This window comes from Methylobacterium crusticola (assembly GCF_003574465.1).
Taxonomy (GTDB): Bacteria; Pseudomonadota; Alphaproteobacteria; order Rhizobiales; family Beijerinckiaceae; genus Methylobacterium; species Methylobacterium crusticola.
This window is the reverse complement of record NZ_QOWC01000132.1, coordinates 1-24,298: the sequence shown is the minus strand read 5'-3', so window position 1 is coordinate 24,298 and position 24,298 is coordinate 1. Positions and strand designations below refer to the sequence as shown.

Here is a 24,298-nt window from a genome sequence, read left to right as displayed (position 1 = left end):
GACCGCCTCGCCGCGGGCGAGCGCGCCCTGGCGCAGGCCGATGTGCGGGCGCGGGGAGCGCTCGAGGCCCTCGCGGCGGCCCGGGAGGCCCGGGCGGCGGCGGCGGCCGCCCACGAGGCCCGGGTCCGGCGCCTCGAGGAGATCGCCCGCACGGTCGCGGACACGCTCGAGACCACGCCCGAGGGCCTGTTCGCCCTCGCGGGGGCGGCGCCGGAGGAGCCCCTGCCGGAGGCGGGCGCCGTCGAGCCGCGCCTCGCTAACCTGAGGGCCGACCGCGAGCGGCTGGGCGCCGTGAACCTGAGGGCCGAGGCCGAGCTCGGCGAGGCCGAGGGGCGCCGCGACGACCTCGGGCGCGAGCGCGACGACCTGGTGGAGGCGATCCGGCGCCTGCGCGGCGCCATCGCGGGCCTCAACCGCGAGGGCCGGGAGCGGCTGCTCGCCGCCTTCGCGGCGGTGAACGGGCATTTCGAGCGCCTGTTCACCACCCTGTTCGGCGGCGGAACCGCCGCGCTGACGCTCGTCGATTCCGACGACCCCCTGGAGGCGGGCCTCGAGATCCTGGCGCGGCCCCCGGGCAAGAAGCCCCAGACCATGACGCTGCTCTCCGGCGGCGAGCAGGCGCTGACCGCGACGGCGCTGATCTTCGCGGTCTTCCTCACCAACCCGTCGCCGGTCTGCGTGCTGGACGAGGTCGACGCGCCCCTCGACGACGCCAACGTCGAGCGCTACTGCGACCTCCTCGCCGCGATGGCGCGCGACACCGACACGCGCTTCATCGTCATCACCCACAACCCGATCACCATGGCGCGGATGGACCGCCTGTTCGGGGTGACGATGGCCGAGCGCGGCGTGTCGCAGCTCGTCTCGGTCGACCTCGCGACCGCCGGGGGCCTGGCCGAGACGGTTTGACGAGAGGCGCGCGCGAGGCGCCGAATCATCTGTCAAACCAATGGGTTATGCCCACACCAGGGTGCCTTGACACTCAAGGTGGGCGAAACTATGGTGCGCCGCGCTCGAAGGGGGCATCCGGACCGGATCTCTTCGCCTTGTCACCGTGAGGTTTCGCCATGGGCGGCACAGACCCACGGGGTGAAGGCGGCACCGGGCAGGGTCCCGCCCCCGACGACGACCTCTCCGCGAGGCTCAAGCGTCTCGAAACGCAGATCGACCGGACGCGGCCCCCGGCCGCTCCCGATCCGTCCTCGCGTTCCGGGACGTCCGGTGGGCCCTCGTCCCTCGGCATCGCCATGCGGCTCTCGACGGAGTTCGTGGCGGGCGTGCTGGCGGGCGGCTTCCTTGGCTGGGGCTGCGACCGACTCCTGGGCACCAAGCCCTGGGGCCTGATCGTCCTGCTCGTCCTCGGTTTCGCGGCCGGGATCTACAACGTGATGCGGGTGTCGGGATATTTTCCGGCCACGGACACGAAGAAAGACCCGACAGGGTCTTGATCATCCGGTGGATGCCGTGCATCCGCCAGCACGGACGACCAGGCGGCGGGGCACGGCCCGCGGCAGCGACACACGAGGGGCGGGACCGGCATGGCCGTGAAGATGGATCCGATACACCAGTTCGAGCTGAAGCCGCTGGTTTCGTTCGGGCATGTCGGCCACCAGGAGATCGCCTTCACGCAGTCGGCGCTGTACATGTTCGTCGCCGTCGGGCTGATCGCGCTCCTGACCATCTGGGCCACCGGCCGCCGTGCCGTCGTGCCGGGCCGGATGCAGTCGCTCGCCGAGGTGTTCTACGAGTTCATCGCCTCGACGGTGCACCAATCCGCCGGCCACGGCAGCGAGCGCTTCGTGCCGCTCGTGTTCTCGCTGTTCATGTTCGTGCTGCTCCTGAACCTGTTCGGGATGATCCCGTACGCGTTCGCGGTGACGAGCCACATCATCGTCACCTTCATGCTGGCGCTGGTGGTGATCCTGACCGTGGTGATCTACGGCTTCATGGCGCACGGCACGCACTTCCTCGGCCTGTTCGTGCCGCCCGGCGTGCCGGGCTGGCTCAAGCCCCTCATCGTGGTGATCGAGGTGGTGTCGTTCATCTCGCGCCCGATCAGCCTGTCGGTGCGCCTCTTCGCCAACATGCTGGCCGGCCACATCGCGCTCAAGATCTTCGCGGGCTTCGTGCCGGCGCTGCTCGCCGCCGGCGTGTGGGGCATCCTCTCGCCGCTGCCGCTGGTGCTCTCGGTCGCCGTCACGGCGCTGGAGATGCTGGTCGCGGTGCTGCAGGCCTACGTCTTCGCCACGCTGACCTCGATCTACCTCAGCGACGCGCTGCACCCCGGCCACTGAGCGCCGGTCCCCGCGCAGGCCCCTTCCCACCCCGGTTCGCCGTGTCGCGGCCGGATCCCACCCGCCAGACGACTAGACGACCTTAGGAGCACTCTGATGGATCCCGTTGCTGCGAAGTACATCGGCGCCGGCCTCGCCTGCCTCGGCATGGCGGGCGCCGCCATGGGCCTCGGCAACCTGTTCGGCCAGTTCTTCGCCGGCGCCCTGCGCAACCCCTCCGCGGCCGACGGCCAGCGCGCCAACCTCCTCCTCGGCTTCGCGCTGACGGAAGCGCTCGGCATCTTCTCGCTGCTCGTCGCGCTGCTGCTTCTGTTCGCCGTCTGATCCCGTCGGGACGGGCGTCCCGCCCGGGGCGTCGGTCCCCGCGGGACGGATCCCGGCATCCTCCCGGCGCACCGGCCGCGACTCGGGCGCCGGTGCGCCCGCACGCGTCGAGGCGCCCGCACGAACCCGCGACCGCCGCACCCATCCCGGTGCGCGGCGGTTGGACGGCCGGACCGGCCGAGCGCCCGGCGGGAGCGCTTCGTCTCCCCCACACCCGGACGACACCATGGCGCAGCCACACCCCCCCGCGGCCCCGCACGAGGGCCTGATCCACGAGCCGGCCACCGAGCACGGCGGCGGCTTCCCGCCCTTCGAGAGCTCGACCTTCGCGGCGCAGGTCCTGTGGCTCGCGCTCGCCTTCGGGCTGCTCTACTACCTGATGGCCAAGGTCGCCCTGCCGCAGATCGCCGGCATCCTGCACGACCGCCAGGGCCGCCTCGCCGGCGACCTCGACGAGGCCTCCCGGATGAAGTCCGAGGCCGATGCCGCCCGCGACAGCTACGAGCGCTCCCTCAAGGAGGCGCAGGACAAGGCCAAGGGCATCGCCCAGGCCACCCGCGCGCAGCTCGCCGCCGAGGCCGACACCCGCCGCAAGACCCTGGAAGGCGAGCTCGCCGCCAAGATCGGCGAGTCCGAGACGCTGATCCGCAGCCGCACCGCGACCGCCATGGGCAGCGTGCGCGAGGTGGCGGCCGACGCCGCGACCGCGATCGTCGAGCGCCTCACCGGCCAGGCTCCCGACCGGGCCGCCGTCGAGACCGCCTACGACCGCACCCAGACCGCCCACTAGGCCCCGCGAGGATCAACCCCCATGCTGTTCGATGCGGAGTTCTGGGTCGCGGTCGCCTTCGTGGTGTTCTGCGGCATCGTCTGGAGGGCGGGCGGCTTCCACCAGATCGTCGCCGGCCTCGACAAGCGCGGCGACCGCGTGCGCAAGGAGCTCGACGAGGCTCGCCGCCTGCGCGAGGAGGCCGCCGCGGTGCTGGCCGACTACCAGCGCCGCCGGGCCGAGGCCGAGCGCGAGGCCGCCGCCATCGTGGCGAGCGCCCGCGAGGAGGCGGAGGCCGCCGCCGCCGAGGGCCATGCCCGCCTGAACGAGTTCGTGGAGCGCCGCACCCGGGCGGCCGAGGCCAAGATCGCCCAGGCGGAGGCCCAGGCCACCGCCGAGGTCAGGGCCGCCGCCGCCGAGGCGGCCGTGCGGGTCTCCGAGACCATCCTGCGCGAGAAGGTCAGCGGCGAGGCCGCCCAGGACCTCATCCGCCGCAGCCTCGGCGAGATCAGGACCCGCCTGCGGGCCTGAACCGGCCGGCCCGCGCGACCGGATCCCGCCGCGATCGGGAGCCGCCTGCGGGCGGCTCTCGCGTTTTCGGGCGGTCCCGACCCGGGGGCCGGTCCGGGAGTTCCTGCCCGGCGGGCCGCCGCGCAGCCGACATATCGGTCCGTCAGTCGCGCGCAGACGCGCCGGCCTGCGGGCTCGTCGCCGATTCACTCGCGAATAAATCGATCGCGTCCGATCCTTCGTCGTGGCATAGATCCGGACCGACGCGGATGCCCGGCCCTGCGATGACGCTCTACTATTTCCACTTCCAGTCGGGCGACCGCCTGATCGTGGATCCGGAAGGGATCGACCTGACGGGCCCGGCCGACGCCCTCGAGATGGCGGCGAAGCTCGCCGCGGACCTGCTCGCCGACCGCGAGGTCGCCTGCGACTGGGCCCGCAGCGCCTTCCGGGTCGAGGACCAGCACAGGCGCCGGGTGCTCAGGCTCCCGCTGGCGGCCGTGCGGGCGAAGGCGGGCCGCCGGCGCGCGCGCATGAACTGAGGGCGCGGACGGGCGCACCCCCCCCGGGCGGGCCCGCGCCGCCTCAGGGGCGCGCGGCCAGGAAGTCCAGCACGCCCTTCTTGTGGATCTTGTCCCCGACCGCGAGGTTGTGGTCGCGGTTCGGGATGTCGAGGGCGCGCGCGTTCGGGATCAGGGCGGCGAGGGCCGGGCCGGAGCCCGCGACGGTGTCGGTCGTGCCGACGGAGACGAGGGTCGGGACGTCGATCTGCGCCACCTCGGCGCGCGACAGGGTCTGGCGCGAGCCCCGCATGCAGGCGGCGAGCGCCCGCAGGTCGCTGCGGGTCTGCTCGGCGAAGATCCGGAACGAGCGGGCGACCGGGTCGGCGACCGCGGCGCTGCCCTGCGCCTCCATGGCCTCCGGGATGCCGGCCGGCAGGCCCCTTCCCTCGACGAGGTGGATGCCGAGGCCGCCGAGGAGCGCCGCGCGCACCCGGTCCGGGTGGAGGAGGGCGAGGTAGGCGGTGATCCGGGCGCCCATCGAGTAGCCCATGACGTCGGCCCGCGGCAGGCCGAGATGGTCGAGCAGCCGGCGCGCGTCCTCGGCCATCAGGTCGGAGGCGTAGGCCTCCGGATCGTAGAGCTTGCCGCTCCGGCCGTGGCCGCGGTTGTCGAGCGCGACGACGCGGTAGCCGGCCTCGGTCAGCGTGCGGACCCAGAACGTGTTGACCCAGTTCACGGCGTGGTTCGACGCGAAGCCGTGGATCAGCAGGACGGGATCGCCCGGCCCGCGGGCGGGCGCGGCGTCGATGTAGGCGATCGTGACGCCGTCGGAATCGAAGGTCTGCATCGCGCTACGGGGCTCCGGAAGGCTCTCTCGCGGCCTCTCCCTTAGGCGGCCGAGCGGGGAATTGCGACGGCCTTCGCGCCGGTCCGGGCCGTTGCGGGATGCCGGCCGGGGTGGCATGAGGCGGCACGCCCGACCCCGCCGCCGGCCACGATCCTGCGGCAATCGGGTATCATGAACCGGTGCCATGACCCAGAGCCCCCAGTCCCTCGGGACCCAGCCCTTCGGGACCTACGCCCCCGCCGGCCTCGTGCGCTGGATCGTGGCGCGCACCGAGCGCCTTCCCGACGAGGATTGGAGCGCCCGCCGCCTCGCCCTCCTGCTGCGCCGCTTCGCGATCCAGCTCCTGCGCGGGCGCCCGCTCGACGTCGAGCGCTACGGCGCCCGCATGCGCCTGCACCCCTACAACAACAACTGCGAGAAGAAGGTGCTGTTCACCCCGCAATTCTTCGATCCGCTCGAGCGCCGGCTCCTGGCGGACCGGTTGCGGCCGGACTGCGTCTTCCTCGACATCGGGGCGAATGTCGGCGCCTACGCGCTGTTCGCGGCGGCGCTCGCGGGGCGGGGCGCCCGCATCCTGGCGGTCGAGCCGCAGCCCGACGTGTTCGACCGGCTCGCCTTCAACATCGCCCAGAACCCGTTCGGCACCATCAAGGCCGTGGCCTGCGCGGTGGCCGACAAGGCGGGCGACCTGACGCTGTTCGTCGATCCCCGCAACCGGGGCGAGTCGAGCCTCAAGGTGGTGGGCACCAACGAGGGCGCGGCGATCCGGGTGCCCGCCGTGACGCTGCTCGACCTCGTGCGCGGCGAGGGCTTCTCCCGCATCGACGCGGTCAAGCTCGACGTCGAGGGCGCGGAGGACCTGGTCCTGGAGCCGTTCCTGCGCCAGGCCCCGCCCGCGCTGCATCCCGGCCTCCTCATCGTCGAGGACGGCACCGACCTCTGGCAGACCGACCTCGCCGCGCTGCTCGCCCGCCACGGCTACCGCCGCATCGCCAAGACGCGGCTGAACCTGATCTTCGAGCGGGACGGCGAGGCCGCCTACCCGGCCTCCACCGGGATCTCCCCGGCGAGCGTCACCTCCTCGGGCGTGACCCGGCAGGCGTAGGCGCGGGCCGCGACCCCGGCCGCCCGCGCCCGCCGGAAGGCCGCCGCGAAGGCGGGATCGAGGTCGCCCGCGACCGCGAAGCGCGCGGCCCGCATCTGCACCACCCAGATCACCAGGGCGCGGCCGCCGCCCCGCACGACCGCGGCGAGCTCGTCCATGTGGCGGGCGCTGCGGGCGGCGACGCAGTCGGGGAACTCGGCGAGCCCGGGCCGGCGCATCAGGTGGCAGTTCTTCACCTCGACGTGGATCGGCCCGTCGGCGTCGCCCGCCAGGAAGTCGACCCGGCTCGCCCGGCCGTAGGCGACCTCCGCGCGCCAGGAGGTGGCGGCCGCCAGGGGCGCGAGGCGGCCGGCGCGGAACGCCTCGGCCACGAGGGCGTTCGGGCGGGCGGTGTCGATCCCGACCCATTGCGGCCCGCCCGGCAGGTCGGCCTCGACCAGCTCCCAGGACCAGGCGAGCTTGCGGGCCGGGTTGGTGGAGGCGGAGACGAGCACCCGGCTGCCCTCGCCGAGGAGCCCGAGCATCGCCCCCGGATTGGCGCAGTGGGCCGTGACCACGCGGCCGTCGGGGAGCGCGACGTCGGCGAGGAAGCGCTTGTAGCGGCGCAGGAGCCGCCCCGCGGTCAGCGGGCCCGGGAAGCGCACGGGGGAATCGGGGCGGAGAGGGGCATCCGCCGCGCTTAGCAGGCGGCGCGCCCGGGGACCACGCCCGCGCGGGCCGCCGCGTGAGACTCGGCGGGCGCCCGCGCCGCCGCTTGAGACTCGGCAGGCGCCCGCGCCGCCGCTTGAGCCTCGGCGGGCGCCCGCGCCGCCGCTTGAGACTCGGCAGGCGCCGCGATAGAGCGGGGGCGTGCGCGCCCCGCCCACCCGAAGGATGCCCGATGCCCGACGCCCGCTCCACCCCGGTCACGGCCGCCATCCTGGTCATCGGCGACGAGATCCTGTCGGGTCGGACCAAGGACAAGAACATCGGCTACATCGCCGAGTACCTGACCAGTTCCGGGATCGACCTGCGCGAGGTCCGGGTGGTGCCCGACGTGGCCGAGGAGATCGTCGCGGCCGTCAACGCGCTGCGGGCGCGCTACACCTACCTGTTCACCACCGGCGGGATCGGGCCGACCCACGACGACATCACGGCCGACTGCGTGGCGCAGGCGCTCGGCGTCGGCATCGACGTCGACCCCCGCGCCCGGGCGATGCTGCTCGAGCGCATCAAGGAGGCCGACCTGAACGAGGCCCGCCTGCGCATGGCCCGGATCCCCTTCGGGGCCGAGCTGATCGAGAACGCGGTCTCGAAGGCGCCCGGCTTCATGATCGAGAACGTGATCGTGATGGCGGGCGTGCCGGCGATCATGCAGTCGATGCTGGACGCCGTGGCGCCCCGGCTGCGGACCGGCGCGCGGGTGACGGCCGAGACCATCGAGGCCGGCAACCTGCCCGAGGGCGGCTACGCCTCGGACCTGGCGCTCGTCGCCAAGGCGCATCCGGGCGTCTCGATCGGCTCCTACCCGTCCATGACCCCGGCGGGGTTCCGCAACCAGATCGTGGTGCGCGGCCGGGACGGCGAGGCCGTGGCGGCGGCCCGCGCCGCGGTCGAGGCGCTGGTCGCCCGCCTGCACGCGGCCCGGGGCTGAAGGGGAGGCGCTCACCATGGCGGCACCGGGCGACAAGGCCTTTCCGGTCTCCTGGGACCAGTTCCACCGCGATGCCCGGGCCCTCGCCTGGCGGCTGGCCGGCGCCGGTCCCTTCGAGGCCATCGTCTGCATCACCCGGGGCGGGCTGGTCCCGGCCGCCGTGGTGGCGCGCGAGCTCGGCATCCGCCTGGTCGAGACCGTGTGCGTGGCGAGCTACCACGATTACCAGGAGCAGGGCGCCCTCCAGGTGCTCAAGGACGTGGCCCCGAGCATCCGGGCCATCGGCGACGGCCGCGGCCGCGGCGTCCTGGTGCTCGACGACCTCACCGACACCGGCAAGACCGCCCAGGTGGTGCGCGCCATGCTGCCGGACGCGCACTTCGCCACCGTCTACGCCAAGCCCGCCGGCCGGCCGCTCATCGACACCTTCGTGACCGAGGTGAGCCAGGACACCTGGATCTACTTCCCCTGGGACATGGGCCTCACCTACCAGGCCCCGATCCAGCCCGGCACCTCGGGCTAGGCCGCCTCGCCGGCGTCGGCGCGGGCCCGGCGCGAGGGCGCGCGTCGCGACGAGGCCCGGGGGCGCTCCGGCGCCGGGAATCCGGGGACGGCGGCGGAACTCCCGCTCCCGACGGGGCTTAGCAGTCGGGATCAACGCCGCCCCGAGCCTCCCCATGACCGAGCACGCCCGCGACGCGCGCGAGAAGGGCTCCCGCCGCGAGGAGGAGGTGGCCCAGGAGGTCGAGGACGAGCGCTGGCCGAGCGCCGTCGTCATCCACGAGGTCATCCGCCACGAGGGCGTCGAGGACCTCGCCCGCACGGCCTCGGCGCTGCTGCTCTCGGGCCTCGCCGCGGGGCTGTCGATGGGGTTCTCGCTCATCGTCACGGGCGTGCTCCAGGCCCGGCTCCCCGACGCGCCCTGGCGCTCGCTGGTGAGCGGCTGGGGCTACACGATCGGCTTCCTGATCGCCGTGATGGGCCGCCAGCAGCTCTTCACCGAGACCACCCTGACGCCCGTCCTGCCGCTGCTGCACGACCGCACCCCGGCGGTGCTCGGCCGCCTGCTGCGGCTCTGGTCCCTCGTGCTCGCCGCCAACCTCGCCGGGACGGTGCTGGTCGCCTTCGCGCTCGCCCACGCCGAGGTGTTCGAGGACGGCGTGAAGGCGAGCTTCGTCGCGGTGAGCCGGCACGCCATCGCGCACCCGGTCCCGGTCACGTTCCTGAAGGCGATCTTCGCCGGCTGGCTGCTCGCCCTGATGGTCTGGCTCCTGCCCTCGTCCGGCGGGGCGCGGCCGTTCGTGATCATGATCCTCACCTACATCATCGCGGTCTGCGAGTTCACGCACGTCGTCGCGGGCTCGGTCGACACCGCCTACCTGGTCTTCCTCGGCGAGGCGTCCTGGAGCGACTACGTCGTGCGGTTCTTCCTGCCGACGCTCAGCGGCAACGTCTTCGGCGGCGTGACCCTGGTGGCGGTGCTGAACTGGGGCCAGGTCGCGCCCGACATGGAGTGAGGGGCGGGAGCGCGGGCCGCCCGCGCCGGCCCTCCCCCCGCGGGCGTCCTCGCGTTGGACATCGCGGCGGCGCGCCTCTATGGCGGTCGGGTGCAGACCCGCCCTCCCCTTCCCCGCGCCGGCGGTCCCGCGTGGCCGCTGATCCGGCTCCTGGAGAAGCGGGACCGGCGCCGGCTGGCGCTGACCGCCCTCGGCCTCGTCGTGGCGGCGGCCCTCGAGGTCGTGGGCGTCGCCTCCGTGGTGCCGTTCCTGACCCTGGTGGGCGACCCGACCGCGATCGCGCGGGTGCCGGTGCTGGCGGCCCTGCGGGACTGGGTCGCCCCCGCGGATGCCCGCGGCTTCCTGATCCTGACCGGGTGCGCGGCCCTCGGCGCCATCCTGGTCACCAGCGCCACGAACGCGGCCGTCACCTACGCGCAGCTGCGCACCACGCACCTCATCGGCTACCGGCTGTCGCGGCGCCTGCTCGCCCGCTACCTCGCGGGCGGCCGCCTGGCCCTGGCGGAGGTCCACAGCGCCGCGCTCGCCAAGAACGTGCTGGCGGAGACCGACCGGCTCGTCGCCGGGGTCCTGACGCCGGCGACGGTGCTCGTCGCCCGCGTGCTCGCGGCCCTCGCCATCGTGAGCTTCCTCGTCGCCTACGAGCCGCGGCTCGCCCTGATCCTCGGCGCCGGCTTCGGCAGCCTCTACGTCGCGCTCTACGCGGCGATGCGCCGCCGCCTCGCCGTCCTCGGCGCCGCCGCGAGCCGCGACAACGAGCGGCGCTTCCGGGTGGTGAGCGAGTGCTTCGGGGCCCTCACCGAGCTCACCCTCTACGGCCGGGTCGGCAGCTTCTCGGCGGCCTACGACGCTCCCGCCGAGGCCCTGGCCCGGGCCAACGCCGCGAGCCTGCTGATCGGGCAGGTGCCGCGCTTCGCCGTCGAGGCCCTGGCCTTCGGGGGCGTCGTGGCGGTGGTGCTCTACGCCCTCAACCGCGGCGACGACACCGCCGGCATGCTGCCGCTGCTCGGCCTGTTCGCCTTCGCGGGCTACCGGCTGCTGCCGGCCTTCCAGAACATCTTCCTCAGCCTGTCGACCCTGCGCTACAACCTGTCGGCGGCCCGGATCGTGGTCGAGGGGCTGTCCGGGCCCGGGGGGCTGCCCGGGCCCGGGAGCGCACCCCGCACGGCCGAGCGCCTCCCGTTCCGGCGCGAGATCCGCCTCGAGGCCGTCAGCTTCGCGTACGGGCCGGAGGCGCCGACCCTGCGGGGCATCGACCTCGCGATCCCGGCGAACGCGACCGTGGGCTTCATCGGCCGCACGGGCTCCGGCAAGTCGACCCTGATCGGCCTCGTCCTCGGCCTCATGCGGCCCGCGTCCGGCCGGATCACGGTCGACGGCGTGCCCCTCGAGGCCGGAACGCTGCCGGCCTGGCAGAACCGCGTCGGCTACGTCCCCCAGGAGGTCTTCCTCATCGACGACACCGTGACGGCCAACATCGCCCTCGGCGTCCCGGCGGACGCGGTCGACCACGCGGCGGTCGAGCGCGCCGCCCGGACCGCCGAGATCCACGACGCGATCCTGGCCTGGCCGGGGGGCTACGGCGCCCGGGTCGGCGAGCGCGGCGGACGCATCAGCGGCGGCCAGCGCCAGCGCCTCGGCATTGCCCGGGCGCTCTACCACGATCCCGACGTGATCGTGTTCGACGAGGCCACGAGCGCCCTCGACCACGAGACGGAGGCCGCCGTGATGGCCGCCATCGCGCGCCTGTCCGGGACCCGCACCATCCTGATGATCGCCCACCGCCTCACCAGCCTGGCCTGCGCCGACGCCGTCCACGTCCTGGAGGGCGGCCGCCTCGTCGCCTCTGGCAGCCTCGCCGAGGTGGCGCCGCGCATCGGCGCGGCGGCGTAGGCGGCGATGTGCGGCATCGCGGGCCTCGTCGACCCGAGCGCCGGCGCCGACGCCCTGGCGCAGGCCGCTGCCCGGATGACCGACGCCCTCGCGCGCCGCGGCCCGGACGGGCGCGGGGTGTGGTGCGAGGCGGGCGCCGGGATCGCCCTCGGCCACCGGCGGCTCGCCATCATCGACCTCAGCGAGCGGGGCGCCCAGCCCATGGCGTCGCGGGACGGCCGCTGGGTCGTGACCTACAACGGCGAGCTCTACGACGCCGCCGCGCACGCGCCGGCGCTGGCGGCCGGCGGCCACGTCTTCGCGGGCACCTCGGACACCGAGGTCCTGGTGGAGCTGATCGCCCGCCACGGCGTCGCGGACGCCCTCGCGCGCGTCGAGGGGATCTTCGCCTTCGCGGCCTTCGACCGGGCCGAGGGCCGGCTCTGGCTCGCCCGCGACCGCATGGGCGTGAAGCCGCTCCTCTACGCGGTCGCGGGGCGCCGGCTCCTGTTCGGCTCGGAGCTGCGCGCCCTCCTGGCGCATCCGGGCCTCGCGCGGCGCATCGACCCGGCCGCTTTGTCGAGCCTCCTGCGCCACGGCTACGTGCCGGCCCCCGGCACGCTGCTCGCCGGCGTGCGCAAGCTCGCGCCCGGCACGCTCCTGTCCTGGCGCCCCGGCGAGGCGGCGCGGGAGGAGGCCTATTTCAGCCTCGACGCCGTGCGGCGGGCCGGGGAGGCGGACCCGTTCCGGGGCGACGACGAGGCCGCGGCCGACGCCCTCGAGCCCCTCCTCACGGGGGCGGTGCGGCGGCAGATGACGAGCGACGTGCCCCTCGGCGCCTTCCTGTCCGGCGGCATCGACTCCTCCCTCGTCGCCAGCCTGATGGTCGGCGCGGGAGGGCCGGCGCCCCGCACCTTCGCGGTCGCCTTCGGGGAGGATCCCCGCCTCGACGAGGGCGGCCACGCGGAGCGCATCGCGCGCCACCTCGGCACCCGCCACACCACGGTCGCGGTCGGCGAGGCGGAGGCGCTCGCCCGGGTGGCGGACCTCGCCGATCTGTCCGACGAGCCCCTCGGCGATCCCTCCCTCCTGCCGACCCACCTCGTCTGCGCCGCCGCCCGCCGGGACGGCCTCACTGTGGCGCTCTCCGGCGACGGCGGCGACGAGCTGTTTGCCGGCTACGAGCGTTACTTCCTCGCGGAAAGCTTTTCGAGCCGGGTCGAGCCGGTCCCGCTGGCGCTCCGCCGGGCCGCCTCGGGCGCCGTCGCGGCCCTGCCGGATCGGGGGCTCGCGCTCCTCGCCGCCACGCTGCCGGCGCGCCTGGCGGGTGCCGAGCCCGCCGACCGCCTGCGCAAGGCCGCCGCGGTCCTGCCCCTCGACGGCTTCGGGCTCTACCGCCGGCTCCTGACCCTGAACCCGGACGCCCAGGCCCTCGCCCGCGGCGTGCCCGGCCTGCCGAGCCCGATGGATTCGGTCCCCGAGGCCCCGACCCGTCTCGACCGGATGCGCGCCCTCGACTGCGCCGCCTACCTGCCGGACGACATCCTGGCCAAGGTCGACCGGGCCAGCATGGCGGTGGGCCTCGAGGCGCGGGTGCCGCTCCTCGACCGCGACGTGGTGGCGTTCGCGTGGCGCCTGCCGGCGGCGCGCCTCGCCCGCGGGGGAAGCGGCAAGCTTCCCTTGCGCACCCTGCTGGCCCGCCGGGTGCCGCGGGCCCTGTGGGAGCGCCCCAAGCAGGGCTTCGCACCGCCCCTCGCCCGCTGGCTGCGCGGCCCCCTGCGCCCGTTCGCCCGCGACCTCGTGCTGCCGGCCGACGCCTTCGGGGGCCTGATCGACGGGCCGCGGGCGCGGGCCATGCTGGAGGCGCACCTCGCCGGCAGCCGCAACCACGCCGTCGGCCTGTGGCCGATCCTGATGTTCGAGGCCTGGCGCCGCCGCTGGGGGCTCGCCGGCTAGCCCCGGATGCTCGCCCGGCGGGCGCCTGCGGACACGACCTCGCGGCCGGGGCCGGCCCGGTCGCGGGGGGCACGGCTGCGGACGAGGCCGGGCCCGGGCCGTTGTCTCGGCGGGCGTCCGGGGGGAGAAGGGGGGCTCAACCCCGTCCGGGCCTGCGCGAGGGACCCCCGCATGAGCGACACCGTCGAGATCCGCCACCGGCACACCACCGCCCGCATCGCCCTCGCGGGGGCCGAGCCGGTCTCCTGGCAGGTCGGCGGCGCGGAGTACCTCTGGTCCGGCGACCCCGCGCACTGGAACCGGCACGCGCCCTGGCTCTTCCCGGTGGTGGGCGCCTCGGCGGGCGGGGCCGTCACGGTCGACGGCCGCGCCTACCCGATGCCGCAGCACGGCTTTGCCCGCGACAGCCGCTTCACGGTCATCGCGCAGGCCGAGGACCGGGTCACGCTGCGCCTCGCCGACACGCCCGGATCCCGGGCCGCCTACCCGTTCGCGTTCCGGCTCGACATCACCGCGGTGGCGCGGGAGGCCGGCCTCGCCTTCACGTGCGAGATCGCCAATCCGGGACCCGCGCCCCTGCCCTACGGGCTCGGCTTCCACCCGGCCTTCCCGTGGCCCTTCGCGGGCGGCACCCGCGCGGCCGGGGGCGGCTACGCCGTGCGCTTCGAGCACCCCGAGCGCCCGGCCGTGCCGGAGGTCGGCCCGGGCGGGCTGCTCCTGCGCCGGGAGCGGCCCCTGCCCCTCGCGGGCGACACGCTGCCCCTCGACCCGGCCCTGTTCAGCGAGGCCCTGGTGTTCCTCGACGCCCGCAGCCGCTGGATGCGCTTCACCGCCCCCTCCGGCGCCGCCATCCGGCTCGAGGCGGAGGATTTCCCCCACCTCGCGGTCTGGACCCGGCCGACCGCGCCGTTCCTGTCCCTCGAGTGCTGGACCGGCCACGCCGACTGGGACGGGTTCGCGGGCGAGCTCGCCGCCCGCGACGCCCAGCGCCGGCTCGCGCCGGGCGCGCAGGCGCGGCACGCCGTCACCCTGAGCCTCGAATCCCGGATCGGCTCGCCCTGAGGCGGCCGGCGTCAACCGGGCGTCAACCGGCAGGCCGCTGAATGGTCGGGGCGAGACACCCTCGGCCGGACCGTCCCATGCCCGCCCCAAGCCCCGTCGACCTCATCCTGCCCGGCGCCGCCGACGTCCGCGCCGCCGCGGCCGGCTGGCTCTCCGGCCTCGCGGGCGAGCGGCGCCTCTCCCCCAACACCGTCGAGGCCTACCGCCGCGACCTGCGCCAGTTCCTGGCCCACCTCGCCCGCACCGGGACCAACCCGGACATCCCGGCCCTGATCCGCCTCAAGCCCCGGGACCTGCGCGGCTTCATGGCGGCGCGGCGCCAGGAGGGCGTGTGCGGGCGCAGCCTGACCCGGGCCCTCGCGGCCCTGCGCTCCTTCGCCCGCTACCTCGACCGGGAGGGCCACGGCACCGTGGCGGCCCTCTCGGCGATCCGCTCGCCCAAGATCGAGCGGGGCCTGCCGCGGCCGCTGCCCATCGCCGCCGCGGTGGCGATGACGAGCTCCGACATCCGGGCCGGCGAGGACCGGCCGCCCTGGGTGCTGGCGCGGGACGCCGCCGTGCTGGCGCTCCTCTACGGGGCGGGCCTGCGCATCTCCGAGGCGCTCGGCCTCCGGCGCCGCGACGCGCCGGTCGAGGGCATCGACGTGGTCACGGTGCTGGGCAAGGGCGCCAAGACCCGGAGCGTGCCGGTGATCGTGCCGGTGCAGGCGGCCGTGGCGGAGTACCTGCGCGTCTGCCCCTACGGCCTGGCGCCGGAGGGCCCGCTCTTCGTCGGGGCCCGCGGCGGCACGCTCTCGCCGCGGATCGTGCAGCTCGCGGTCGCCTCCCTGCGCGGCGCGCTGGGGCTGCCCGAGAGCGCGACGCCGCACGCGCTGCGGCACTCCTTCGCCACGCACCTGCTCGCCCGCCAGGGCGACCTGCGGGCGATCCAGGAGCTCCTGGGCCACGCCTCGCTCGCCACCACGCAGCTCTACACCAAGGTCGACGCCGCCCGGCTTCTCAGCGCGTTCGCCGCCGCCCATCCCCGGGCCCGGGCCTCGTAATCCAACGCTAAGCTTTAACAGTTAGCCCTTGACGCTCAGACTTGAACAGGCGGTCACACCATGCGGGTCAGCGACTCCGAGGCACGGGACGGCACCACGACCGTGGCCCTCGTCGCAGACCGCGACCCCGACCTGCGCTCCCGCCTGGCGGCCCTGATCCGCACGCACGATCCGGCCCTGAAGGTGGTCCAGGCCGCGACCTGCCGGGAGACCTACGAGGCGTGCCTCGCCCACCGGCCCGCCCTCGCCTTCGTGGGGCTGCAATTCGAGGACGCCACCGGCGCGGAGGCGATGGCGCGGGCCAAGGCCCGGGGCGTCGGGGTACCCTGCCTGGTGCTCATCGCCGCGCAGGTGTTCCAGCGCTGGACCGAGGTCTCGCAGCACCTCGACGCCTTCGAGTTCCTGCGCACGCCCCTCGACGAGGAGCACATCGCGGGCCTGCTGCACGCCGACGCGCGGCGGCGCCAGCCGACCCGCCTGCTGCTGGTCGACGGCGCCGAGCAGAGCCGGGCGGTGGTGCGCCGCATCCTGGCGCGCAGCGGCTTCCGGCTCCTGGTCGAGGAGACCGACAGCGCCCCCCACGCCCTGAAGCTGATCCGGCTGGCGGCATGCGACCTCGCGGTGATCGACCTCGGCCTGCGCGGCGGCGGCGGCCTGGAGCTCGCCTGCCAGATCCGCGAGATCGCGCCGGAGACCCCCCTCGTGCTGATGACCGGCGGGGACGCGGCCACGATGGCCCAGGCCTCGCGCCACTTCGGCATCGACTACGTGCTGCGCAAGCCCTTCTTCGCCCGGGACGTCGACCGGGTGCTCTACCACGTGCTGGGCCTGCGCCGGCCCTACCTGCTCAACGCCATCACGGACGCGCCGCCGGCCCAGGCCGGGCCGCGCGCGGCCCACGCCTGACGGCCCCGCCGGCGCCGGCGTCAGCGGGGTGCGGGCTCCCTCAGATGTGCAGGGCGCGCTTCTCGACCGCCAGGGCGGCCTCCTTGACGGCCTCGGTCAGGGTCGGGTGGGCGTGGCAGGTGCGGCCGATATCCTCCGACGAGGCGCCGAACTCCATCGCCACCGCGACCTCCATGATGAGGTTGCCGGCGTCCGGCCCGACGATGTGGACGCCGAGGACCCGGTCGGTGGCGGCGTCGGCCAGCACCTTCACGAAGCCGTCGGTGGTGTGGTTGACCTTGGCCCGGCCGTTGGCGGTGAACGGGAACCTGCCGACGTTGTAGGCGATGCCGTCCTTCCTCAGCTCCTCCTCGGACTTGCCCACGGAGGCGACCTCCGGCGTGGTGTAGACCACGTTCGGGATCACGCCGTAATTCACGTGGCCGGCCTTGCCGGCCAGGATCTCCGCCACCGCGACGCCCTCGTCCTCGGCCTTGTGGGCCAGCATCGGGCCGGCGATGACGTCGCCGATGGCGTAGATGCCCGTGACGTTGGTGGCGTAGCGGTCGTCGGTCTCGATCCGGCCCTTGTTGTCGACGTCGACGCCGACCTTCTCGAGCCCGAGCCCGGCCGTGTAGGGCACCCGGCCGATCGCCACCAGCACGACGTCCGCCTCGAGCGTCTCGGCCTCGCCGCCGGCCGCCGGCTCCACCGTGACGGTGGCGCCCGCCTCCGTGCGCGCGACGCCCGTGACCTTCGAGGAGAGCCTGAAGGCGATCCCCTGCTTCTGGAGGATGCGCTGGAACTGCTTGCCCACCTCCCCGTCCATGCCCGGCAGGATGCGGTCGAGGTACTCGACCACCGTCACCTCGGCGCCGAGTCGGCGCCAGACCGAGCCGAGCTCGAGCCCGATCACGCCCGCGCCGATGATCAGGAGCTTGCCCGGCACCCGGGCGAGCTCGAGGGCGCCCGTCGAGGAGACGACGACCTCCTCGTCGATCGTCACCCCCGGGAGGTTGGCGACGTCCGAGCCCGTCGCGATCACGACGTTCCGGGTCTCCAGCATCCGGTTGCCGCCGTCGTCCGAGGTCACCTCGACCCGGCCGGCCCCGGCCAGGCGCCCGGTGCCCTGGAAGGTCTCGATGCCGTTCTTCTTCAGCAGGAAGGCCACGCCCTTGGTGTTGCCGTCGACGCCCTCCTGCTTGAAGGCCATCATCCGGGCGAGGTCGAGCTGCGGCTCGCCCACCGTGATGCCGAGGTCGGGGAAGTGCCGGGTCGCCTCCTCGAACGCCTCCGAGGCGTGCAGCAGGGCCTTCGAGGGGATGCAGCCGACGTTGAGGCAGGTGCCGCCATGGGCCGGGCGCTTCTCGACAACGGCGGTCTTCAGGCCGAGCTGGGCGGCGCGCAGGGCGCAGACGTAGCCGCCGGGGCCGGTGCCGATGACGACGAGATCGTAGGACATCAGGTCGGGACTCACGAGGTTGGGGACGGGTCGGCGCCGAGGGGCCGCCGTACGCGGATTGCGGGGGATCAGGAGCGTTGCCGCGGCCGCGGCTAGCGCCCGCCCGACACCGTGACGATGGTGCCGGTGGAGTAGGAGGATTCGTCCGAGAGGAGCCAGATCACCGCCGCGGCGACCTCCTCGGCGGTGCCGGCGCGCCCCGTCGGCACGGTCGGGCCGAGGCGGGCCATCCGGTCGGGCTGGCCGCCGCTGGCGTGGATGTCGGTGTCGATCAGGCCGGGCGCGACGGCGTTGACCCGGATGCCCTCGCCCGCGACCTCGAGGGCGAGGCCGGTCGTGAAGGTGTCGATGGCGCCCTTCGAGGCGGCGTAGTCGACGTACTGGCCGGGCGCGCCGATGCGCGAGGCCACCGACGACAGGTTGACGATGACGCCGCCCGCGCCCCCGTGGCGGGTCGACATCCGCCGCACCGCCTCGCCGGCGCACAGGAAGGAGCCGACGACGTTGGTGGTCAGCATCCGGGTGAGCCGGGCCGCGCTCATGGCGTCGACCCGGGCCGCCTGGTCGACCACGCCCGCGTTGTTGACGAGGCCGCCGAGGGGGCCGAGGCCGTCGGCCTGCCGGAAGAGGTCCGCGATGTCGGCCTCGACCGCGACGTCGCTGCGCACCGCGAGGGCCGTGCCGCCGGCCGCCGCGATCTCCCCCGAGAGGGCGTCGGCGGCGTCCTTGGCGGCGACGTAGGAGAAGCAGACCCGCCAGCCGAGGCGCGCGGCGCGAAGGCAGACCGCCCGACCGATGCCGCGGCTGCCGCCGGTGACCACCAGGACCTTGTCCATGACGCGATGCTCCCTGGCGCCTGCCGCCGGTTCGGATCTCATGCCTCGTCGGACCGCGGCGGCCCGGGGAGAGGCGGCGCCCGCCTCCCCCCGGGGGTCGGGCCCGCGCGCCGCTCCCGCGGGCCGCCGCGGGCGTTCTGTCAGAGGTCCAGCACGAGGCGCGCCGGATCCTCGAGGGCCTCCTTGACCCGCACCAGGAAGGTCACGGCCTCCTTCCCGTCGACGATGCGGTGGTCGTACGAGAGGGCGAGGTACATCATCGGCCGCGCCTCGATCTTGCCGTTGCGCACCACCGGCCGCTCCTCGATGCGGTGCATGCCGAGGATGCCCGATTGCGGGGCGTTGAGGATCGGGGTCGACATCAGCGAGCCGTAGATGCCGCCGTTGGTGATCGTGAAGGTGCCGCCCTGCATCTCCTCGATCGAGAGCTTGCCGTCGCGGGCCTTGCGGCCGAAGCCCGTGATGGCCTTCTCGATCCCGGCGATCGAGAGCGTGTCGGCGTCCCGCACCACCGGCACCACCAGGCCCTTGTCGGTCCCGACCGCGATGCCGATGTGGTAGTAGTTCTTGTAGACGAGGTCCTGCCCGTCGATCTCGGCGTTCACCGCCGGCACGTCCTTCAGGGCGCCGATCACCGCCCTGGTGAAGAAGCCCATGAAGCCGAGCTTGGCGCCGTGCTTCTTCTCGAAGACGTCCTTGTACTGCTGGCGCAGGGCCATCACGGCGCCCATGTCGACGTCGTTGAACGTCGTCAGCATGGCGGCGGTGTTCTGCGCGTCCTTGAGGCGCCGGGCGATGGTCTGGCGCAGCTTCGTCATCCGCACGCGCTCCTCGCGCGCGGCGTCGGTCGGGGCCGAGGGCGCCCGGGCGAGCTGGGGCGCGGCGGCGGGGGCGGCCGCCGGGGCCGGGGCGGACGCGGAGGCCGCCAGCATGTCGCCCTTGGTGACGCGGCCGTCCTTGCCGGTGCCCTGGAGCGTCGCCGGATCGACGCCGGTCTCCTGCGCGAGGCGCGCCACGGCGGGGCCGTGGTCCTGGGAGGCCGCGCCCTTCGGGGCCGCGTCGCCGTGGCTGCCGTAGGAGGCCGAGGAGGTCTTGGCCGGGGCCTCGGCGGCCCTCGGGGCCTCCCTGGCGGGTTCCTTGGCGGCCTCCTTGGCGGGCGCCCGGGCGCCGTTGCCGGCCGCGGCGCCGCCCTCGACGATCGAGCCGAGGAGCGCCCCGGGCTCGACGGTCTCGCCGTCCTTGGCCACGATGTCGCCGAGCTGGCCTGCGGCGGGGGCGTTGACCTCGAGCGTGACCTTGTCGGTCTCGAGCTCGACCAGGGGCTCGTCGGCCTTCACGGTGTCGCCGGGCTTCTTGAACCAGCGGCCGATGGTGGCCTCGCTCACGGACTCGCCGAGCATCGGGACGCGGATTTCGGTGGCCATGTCTTCCGTCGAGGGTTGGGGCGGTGGGGATGCCCGGATCAGGGAGGCGGCGTCCCGCGGTCGGGACGCCGGAGGCGAGGGGAGGGTCAGACCGCCAGGGCCTCGTTGAGGAAGGCCTGGAGCTGCTCGATGTGCTTCGACATCTGGCCGACCGCCGTCGACGCGGAGGCCGGCCGGCCGACGTAGCGCGGGCGCTTCGAGGCGGTGCCGGCCTGGTTGAGCACCCACTCGAGGTAGGGCTCGACGAAGGACCAGCTGCCCATGTTCTTGGGCTCCTCCTGGCACCAGACCACGTCGGCGTTGCGGAAGCGCGAGACCTCGCCGGCGAGCGACTTGAGCGGGAACGGGTAGAGCTGCTCGACGCGCATCAGGTAGACGTCGGAGATGCCCCGCTTCTCGCGCTCCTCGAACAGGTCGTAGTAGACCTTGCCCGAGCAGAGCACGACGCGGCGGATCTTGTCGTCCTTGGCGAGCTTGATCCCATCCTGCGCCCGCTCGGCGTCGTCCCACAGCACCCGGTGGAAGGTCGAGCCGTCCGCGATGTCGCTGAGCGACGACACCGCCCGCTTGTGGCGCAGCAGCGACTTCGGGGTCATCAGCACCAGCGGCTTGCGGAAGTCGCGCTTCAGCTGCCGGCGCAGGATGTGGAAGTAGTTCGAGGGCGTGCTGCAATTGGCGACCTGCATGTTGTCCTCGGCGCACATCTGGAGGTAGCGCTCCAGGCGGGCGGAGGAATGCTCGGGGCCCTGGCCCTCGTAGCCGTGGGGCAGCAGCAGCACCAGCCCCGACATGCGCAGCCACTTGCGCTCGCCGCTGGAGATGAACTGGTCGACCACGACCTGCGCGCCGTTGGCGAAGTCGCCGAACTGCGCCTCCCACAAGACGAGGGAGTTCGGCTCGGCCAGGGAGTAGCCGTACTCGAAGCCGAGCACCGCCTCCTCCGAGAGCATCGAGTTGATGACCTCGTAGCGCGACTGGCCCTCCCGCACGTGGTTGAGGGGCGTGTAGCGGGCCTCGTTCTCCTGGTCGATCAGCACCGAGTGGCGCTGCGAGAAGGTGCCGCGCTCGACGTCCTGGCCGGAGAGGCGGACCCGGTGGCCCTCGACGAGGAGCGAGCCGAAGGCGAGGGACTCGGCCGTGGCCCAGTCGAGCCCCTCGCCGGTCTCGATCGCCTTGGCGCGGTTGTCGAGGAAGCGCCGGATCGTGCGGTGGAGGTGGAAGTCCTGCGGCACCGTGGTGATCGCGTGGGCGACCTCCCGCAGCGTCTCGGCCGGCACGCCGGTGCGGCCGCGCCTGGGGTCGTCCTCGTCCTCGCGCACGGCCTTGAGGCCCGACCAGCGGCCGTCGAGCCAGTCGGCCTTGTTGGCCTTGTAGCTCGTGGCCACGTCGAACTCGCTCTCGAGCGTGCCGCGGAACTCGGCCTTGCGGTCGTCGAGCTCCCTGGCGCTGACCACCCCGGCCTCGATCAGCTTGGTGCCGTAGGTCTCCAGCGTCGAGGGATGCTTGCGGATGATCTGGTACATCCGCGGCTGCGTGAACGCCGGCTCGTCGCCCTCGTTGTGGCCGAAGCGGCGGTAGCACAGCATGTCGATCACGACCGGCTTGTGGAACTTCTGCCGGTACTCGGTGGCGATCTTGGCCGCGAAGGTGACGGCCTCGGGATCGTCGCCGTTGCAGTGGAAGATCGGCGCCTCGACCATCTTGGCGACGTCGGACGGGTAGGGCGAGGAGCGCGAGAAGCGCGGATCGGTGGTGAAGCCGATCTGGTTGTTGATGATGAAGTGGATCGAGCCGCCGGTGCGGTGGCCCTTCAGGCCCGACAGGCCGAGGCACTCCGCCACCACGCCCTGCCCCGCGAAGGCGGCGTCGCCGTGGATGAGGAGCGGCAGCACGCTGGTGCGCTGGTCGGCGGCGTCGTTGTGCTGGTCCTGCTTCGCCCGCACCTTGCCGAGCACCACCGGGTCGACGATCTCGAGGTGCGAGGGGTTGGCGGTGAGCGAGAGGTGGACGGTGTTGCCGTCGAAGGCGCGGTCGCTCGAGGCGCCGAGGTGGTACTTCACGTCCCCCGAGCCCTCGACCTCGGCGGGGGAGGACGAGCCGCCCTTGAACTCGTGGAAGATCGCCCGCAGGGGCTTGGCCATCACGTTGGCGAGCACGTTCAGCCGGCCGCGATGGGCCATGCCGAGCACGATCTCCTGCACGCCGAGCGCGCCGCCGCGCTTGATGATCTGCTCGAGCGCCGGGACCATCGCCTCCGAGCCGTCGAGGCCGAAGCGCTTGGTGCCGGTGTACTTGAGGTCGAGGAACTTCTCGAAGCCCTCGGCCTCGATCATCTTGTTGAGGATCGCCCGCCGGCCCTGCTCGGTGAACGAGATCTCCTTGTCCTTGCCCTCGATGCGCTCCTGGATCCAGGCCTTCTCCTCGGGGTCGGAGATGTGCATGAACTCGACGCCGAGCGTCTGGCAGTAGGTGCGCTCCAGGATCGCGACGATCTCCCGGATGGTGCCGAACTCGAGCCCCAGCACGTTGTCGAGGAAGATCGGCCGGTCCCAGTCGGATTCGGCGAAGCCGTAATGCTGGGGGTGCAGCTCCTCGTGGTCGCCGCGGGGCTGGAGGCCGAGGGGGTCGAGCTTGGCGTGCAGGTGGCCGCGCATCCGGTAGGCGCGGATCAGCATGATGGCGCGCACCGAGTCCTTCGTCGCCTGCTGCACCTCGGCGGGCGAGACCGCCGCGCCCTTGGCCTCCTGGCGGGTCTTGATCTTCTCGCCGACCGCCTTCTCGAGGGTCGTCCAGTTGCCGTCGAGGGCCGAGACGATCTCGCCGTTGGCGGCCACCGGCCAGTTCGGCTTGGTCCAGGACGCGCCCTGCGCGTTCTTGACCACGACCGCGCTCTCCTCCTTCAGACCGGAGAAGAAGCTGCGCCACTCGGGGTCCACGGCGTTCGGGTCCCGGGTGTAGGTCGCGTACAGCTCCTCGATGTAGGCGGCGTTGCCTCCGTAGAGGAACGAGGTTCCGAGGAGGGCTTCGTTCGCGTCCTGGCGTGCCATGGCGTTCTGTCTATCCGCGGCTGGATCGGTGGGGCGCCGGCCCCCGGTCGGGGCGGGACGAGGGCGGACCATCGACGGTTGGGGCGCCCGGCTCTGGGCCGGGCGCCGAGGGGGGCTTGAGGTCAACGCATATGGGATCGGGAGCGGTGTCCCGCACGGGGCTCATGCCCCGCGCGCGGCATCAGCCCTGCGCGGGACGCAGGCGAGGGCTCAGCGCTTCAGGACCTCGACCAGGGTCTTGCCGAGGCGCGCCGGCGAGGGCGAGACCGCGATGCCGGCCGCCTCCATGGCGGCGATCTTGTCCTCGGCGCCGCCCTTGCCGCCCGAGATGATGGCGCCGGCATGCCCCATGCGGCGGCCGGGAGGCGCCGTGCGGCCGGCGATGAAGCCCACCATCGGCTTCTTGCGCCCGCGCCGCGCCTCGTCGGCGATGAACTGCGCGGCCTCCTCCTCGGCCGAGCCGCCGATCTCGCCGATCATCACGATCGACTCGGTCCTGTCGTCGGCGAGGAACATCGCCAGCATGTCGATGAACTCGGTGCCCTTGACGGGGTCGCCGCCGATGCCGACGGCCGTCGTCTGGCCGAGCCCCTCGTTCGTGGTCTGGAACACCGCCTCGTAGGTCAGGGTGCCGGAGCGCGACACGATGCCGACGGTGCCGGGCTTGAAGATGTTGGCCGGCATGATGCCGATCTTCGACTCGCCCGCCGTGACGATGCCGGGGCAGTTCGGGCCGATCAGGCGCGACTTCGAGCCCGCGAGGGCGCGCTTGACCCGCACCATGTCGAGGACCGGGATGCCCTCCGTGATGCAGACGATCAGCGGGATCTCGGCCTGGATCGCCTCGCAGATCGCGTCGGCGGCGCCCGGCGGCGGCACGTAGACCACCGAGGCGTCGGCGCCCGTGGCCTCGCGCGCCTCCGTGACGGTGTCGAACACCGGCAGCCCGAGATGCGTCGAGCCGCCCTTGCCGGGCGAGGTGCCGCCCACCATCCGGGTCCCGTAGGCGATCGCCTGCTCGGAGTGGAAGGTCCCGTTCTTGCCGGTGAAGCCCTGGCAGATGACCCTGGTGTTCTTGTCGATGAGGATGGACATTCCGGCTCCTGCGGTCGCTGTCTGATCGATGCGCCTGGGTTTCAGTTCGCGCTGCGGGGGGGGTGCCGCCCGCAGCGTCGTGATCGAGGTCGTCGGGCGGGCGGCGCCCGGGAC

General features: G+C 73.8%; 22 protein-coding genes and 1 pseudogene. 16 read left to right on the top strand and 7 right to left on the bottom strand.

What is annotated here, in order from left to right; genetic code table 11:
• The 7 genes and pseudogenes from DT057_RS25260 to DT057_RS25230 form a co-directional block, all read left to right on the top strand.
• Positions 1 to 909, top strand: a pseudogene (locus tag DT057_RS25260) (chromosome segregation protein SMC); the annotation flags it as partial.
• Between the two features lie 158 nt (positions 910 to 1,067).
• Positions 1,068 to 1,448: an AtpZ/AtpI family protein gene (locus tag DT057_RS25255; RefSeq protein ID WP_128564857.1), complete on the top strand. Its 381-nt coding sequence runs from the start codon at positions 1,068 to 1,070 to the stop codon at positions 1,446 to 1,448.
• A gap of 90 nt (positions 1,449 to 1,538) precedes the next feature.
• Positions 1,539 to 2,294: a F0F1 ATP synthase subunit A gene (locus DT057_RS25250; RefSeq protein WP_128564856.1), complete on the top strand. Its 756-nt coding sequence runs from the start codon at positions 1,539 to 1,541 to the stop codon at positions 2,292 to 2,294.
• Between the two features lie 96 nt (positions 2,295 to 2,390).
• A complete protein-coding gene (locus DT057_RS25245; RefSeq protein WP_048430690.1) occupies positions 2,391 to 2,618 on the top strand; it encodes a F0F1 ATP synthase subunit C in 228 nt (75 codons plus the stop codon).
• A 226-nt stretch (positions 2,619 to 2,844) separates the two neighbouring features.
• Positions 2,845 to 3,408 carry a F0F1 ATP synthase subunit B family protein gene (locus DT057_RS25240; protein WP_128564855.1) on the top strand — a complete coding sequence of 188 codons (564 nt, stop codon included), beginning with the start codon at positions 2,845 to 2,847 and terminating at the stop codon, positions 3,406 to 3,408.
• Between the two features lie 24 nt (positions 3,409 to 3,432).
• Complete coding sequence (locus DT057_RS25235) at positions 3,433 to 3,918, top strand: F0F1 ATP synthase subunit B family protein (RefSeq protein ID WP_203236372.1); 486 nt, start codon at positions 3,433 to 3,435, stop codon at positions 3,916 to 3,918.
• A gap of 263 nt (positions 3,919 to 4,181) precedes the next feature.
• Positions 4,182 to 4,439: a DUF6894 family protein gene (locus tag DT057_RS25230; RefSeq protein ID WP_128564859.1), complete on the top strand. Its 258-nt coding sequence runs from the start codon at positions 4,182 to 4,184 to the stop codon at positions 4,437 to 4,439.
• A 43-nt stretch (positions 4,440 to 4,482) separates the two neighbouring features.
• On the opposite strand, the gene DT057_RS25225 is transcribed toward DT057_RS25230, so the two are convergent.
• On the bottom strand, positions 4,483 to 5,247 hold the full coding sequence (locus DT057_RS25225) for an alpha/beta fold hydrolase (protein ID WP_128564853.1): 765 nt from the start codon (positions 5,245 to 5,247) through the stop codon (positions 4,483 to 4,485).
• Between the two features lie 184 nt (positions 5,248 to 5,431).
• On the opposite strand from DT057_RS25225, the gene DT057_RS25220 reads away from it, so the two are divergent.
• Positions 5,432 to 6,352 carry an FkbM family methyltransferase gene (locus tag DT057_RS25220; RefSeq protein ID WP_128564852.1) on the top strand — a complete coding sequence of 307 codons (921 nt, stop codon included), beginning with the start codon at positions 5,432 to 5,434 and terminating at the stop codon, positions 6,350 to 6,352.
• Here DT057_RS25220 and sfsA read toward each other — a convergent pair.
• Positions 6,286 to 6,996, bottom strand: coding sequence for a DNA/RNA nuclease SfsA (gene sfsA / locus DT057_RS25215; protein ID WP_128564851.1), 711 nt, complete (start codon positions 6,994 to 6,996; stop codon positions 6,286 to 6,288). The two genes, DT057_RS25220 and sfsA, sit on opposite strands and share 67 nt — an antisense overlap.
• A gap of 236 nt (positions 6,997 to 7,232) precedes the next feature.
• Between sfsA and DT057_RS25210 the strand changes: the two genes are divergently transcribed.
• The 8 genes from DT057_RS25210 (at position 7,233) to DT057_RS25175 (ending at position 16,341) form a co-directional block, all read left to right on the top strand.
• The gene (locus DT057_RS25210) at positions 7,233 to 7,985 is read left to right on the top strand and encodes a competence/damage-inducible protein A (protein WP_128564850.1); all 753 of its coding nucleotides are present in this window, start codon (positions 7,233 to 7,235) and stop codon (positions 7,983 to 7,985) included.
• A 16-nt stretch (positions 7,986 to 8,001) separates the two neighbouring features.
• Positions 8,002 to 8,508 (top strand): xanthine phosphoribosyltransferase, encoded by a 507-nt coding sequence (gpt, locus tag DT057_RS25205; protein ID WP_128564849.1) that lies wholly within the window; start codon positions 8,002 to 8,004, stop codon positions 8,506 to 8,508.
• A 154-nt stretch (positions 8,509 to 8,662) separates the two neighbouring features.
• Entirely contained in the window at positions 8,663 to 9,502 is an 840-nt protein-coding gene (locus DT057_RS25200; protein WP_128564848.1) for a formate/nitrite transporter family protein, read from the top strand.
• A 90-nt stretch (positions 9,503 to 9,592) separates the two neighbouring features.
• Positions 9,593 to 11,395 carry an ABC transporter ATP-binding protein gene (locus DT057_RS25195; protein WP_238312710.1) on the top strand — a complete coding sequence of 601 codons (1,803 nt, stop codon included), beginning with the start codon at positions 9,593 to 9,595 and terminating at the stop codon, positions 11,393 to 11,395.
• A gap of 6 nt (positions 11,396 to 11,401) precedes the next feature.
• Positions 11,402 to 13,330: an asparagine synthase (glutamine-hydrolyzing) gene (gene asnB / locus DT057_RS25190; RefSeq protein WP_128564847.1), complete on the top strand. Its 1,929-nt coding sequence runs from the start codon at positions 11,402 to 11,404 to the stop codon at positions 13,328 to 13,330.
• Positions 13,331 to 13,501: 171 nt separating this feature from the next.
• Complete coding sequence (locus DT057_RS25185) at positions 13,502 to 14,392, top strand: aldose 1-epimerase family protein (RefSeq protein WP_128564846.1); 891 nt, start codon at positions 13,502 to 13,504, stop codon at positions 14,390 to 14,392.
• Positions 14,393 to 14,469: 77 nt separating this feature from the next.
• Positions 14,470 to 15,435 carry a tyrosine recombinase XerC gene (locus tag DT057_RS25180; protein WP_128564845.1) on the top strand — a complete coding sequence of 322 codons (966 nt, stop codon included), beginning with the start codon at positions 14,470 to 14,472 and terminating at the stop codon, positions 15,433 to 15,435.
• A gap of 60 nt (positions 15,436 to 15,495) precedes the next feature.
• Entirely contained in the window at positions 15,496 to 16,341 is an 846-nt protein-coding gene (locus DT057_RS25175; RefSeq protein ID WP_128564844.1) for a response regulator, read from the top strand.
• 40 nt (positions 16,342 to 16,381) lie between these two features.
• On the opposite strand, the gene lpdA is transcribed toward DT057_RS25175, so the two are convergent.
• From lpdA to sucD, 5 genes are all read right to left on the bottom strand, one after another.
• A complete protein-coding gene (lpdA, locus tag DT057_RS25170) occupies positions 16,382 to 17,782 on the bottom strand; it encodes a dihydrolipoyl dehydrogenase (protein ID WP_128564843.1) in 1,401 nt (466 codons plus the stop codon).
• A 92-nt stretch (positions 17,783 to 17,874) separates the two neighbouring features.
• Positions 17,875 to 18,618: an SDR family oxidoreductase gene (locus tag DT057_RS25165; RefSeq protein WP_128564842.1), complete on the bottom strand. Its 744-nt coding sequence runs from the start codon at positions 18,616 to 18,618 to the stop codon at positions 17,875 to 17,877.
• A gap of 140 nt (positions 18,619 to 18,758) precedes the next feature.
• Entirely contained in the window at positions 18,759 to 20,042 is a 1,284-nt protein-coding gene (gene odhB, locus DT057_RS25160) for a 2-oxoglutarate dehydrogenase complex dihydrolipoyllysine-residue succinyltransferase (protein WP_128564841.1), read from the bottom strand.
• An 86-nt stretch (positions 20,043 to 20,128) separates the two neighbouring features.
• Complete coding sequence (locus DT057_RS25155; protein WP_128564840.1) at positions 20,129 to 23,089, bottom strand: 2-oxoglutarate dehydrogenase E1 component; 2,961 nt, start codon at positions 23,087 to 23,089, stop codon at positions 20,129 to 20,131.
• Positions 23,090 to 23,299: 210 nt separating this feature from the next.
• The gene (gene sucD, locus DT057_RS25150) at positions 23,300 to 24,184 is read right to left on the bottom strand and encodes a succinate--CoA ligase subunit alpha (protein ID WP_128564839.1); all 885 of its coding nucleotides are present in this window, start codon (positions 24,182 to 24,184) and stop codon (positions 23,300 to 23,302) included.
• Between the last annotated feature and the right edge of the window lie 114 nt (positions 24,185 to 24,298).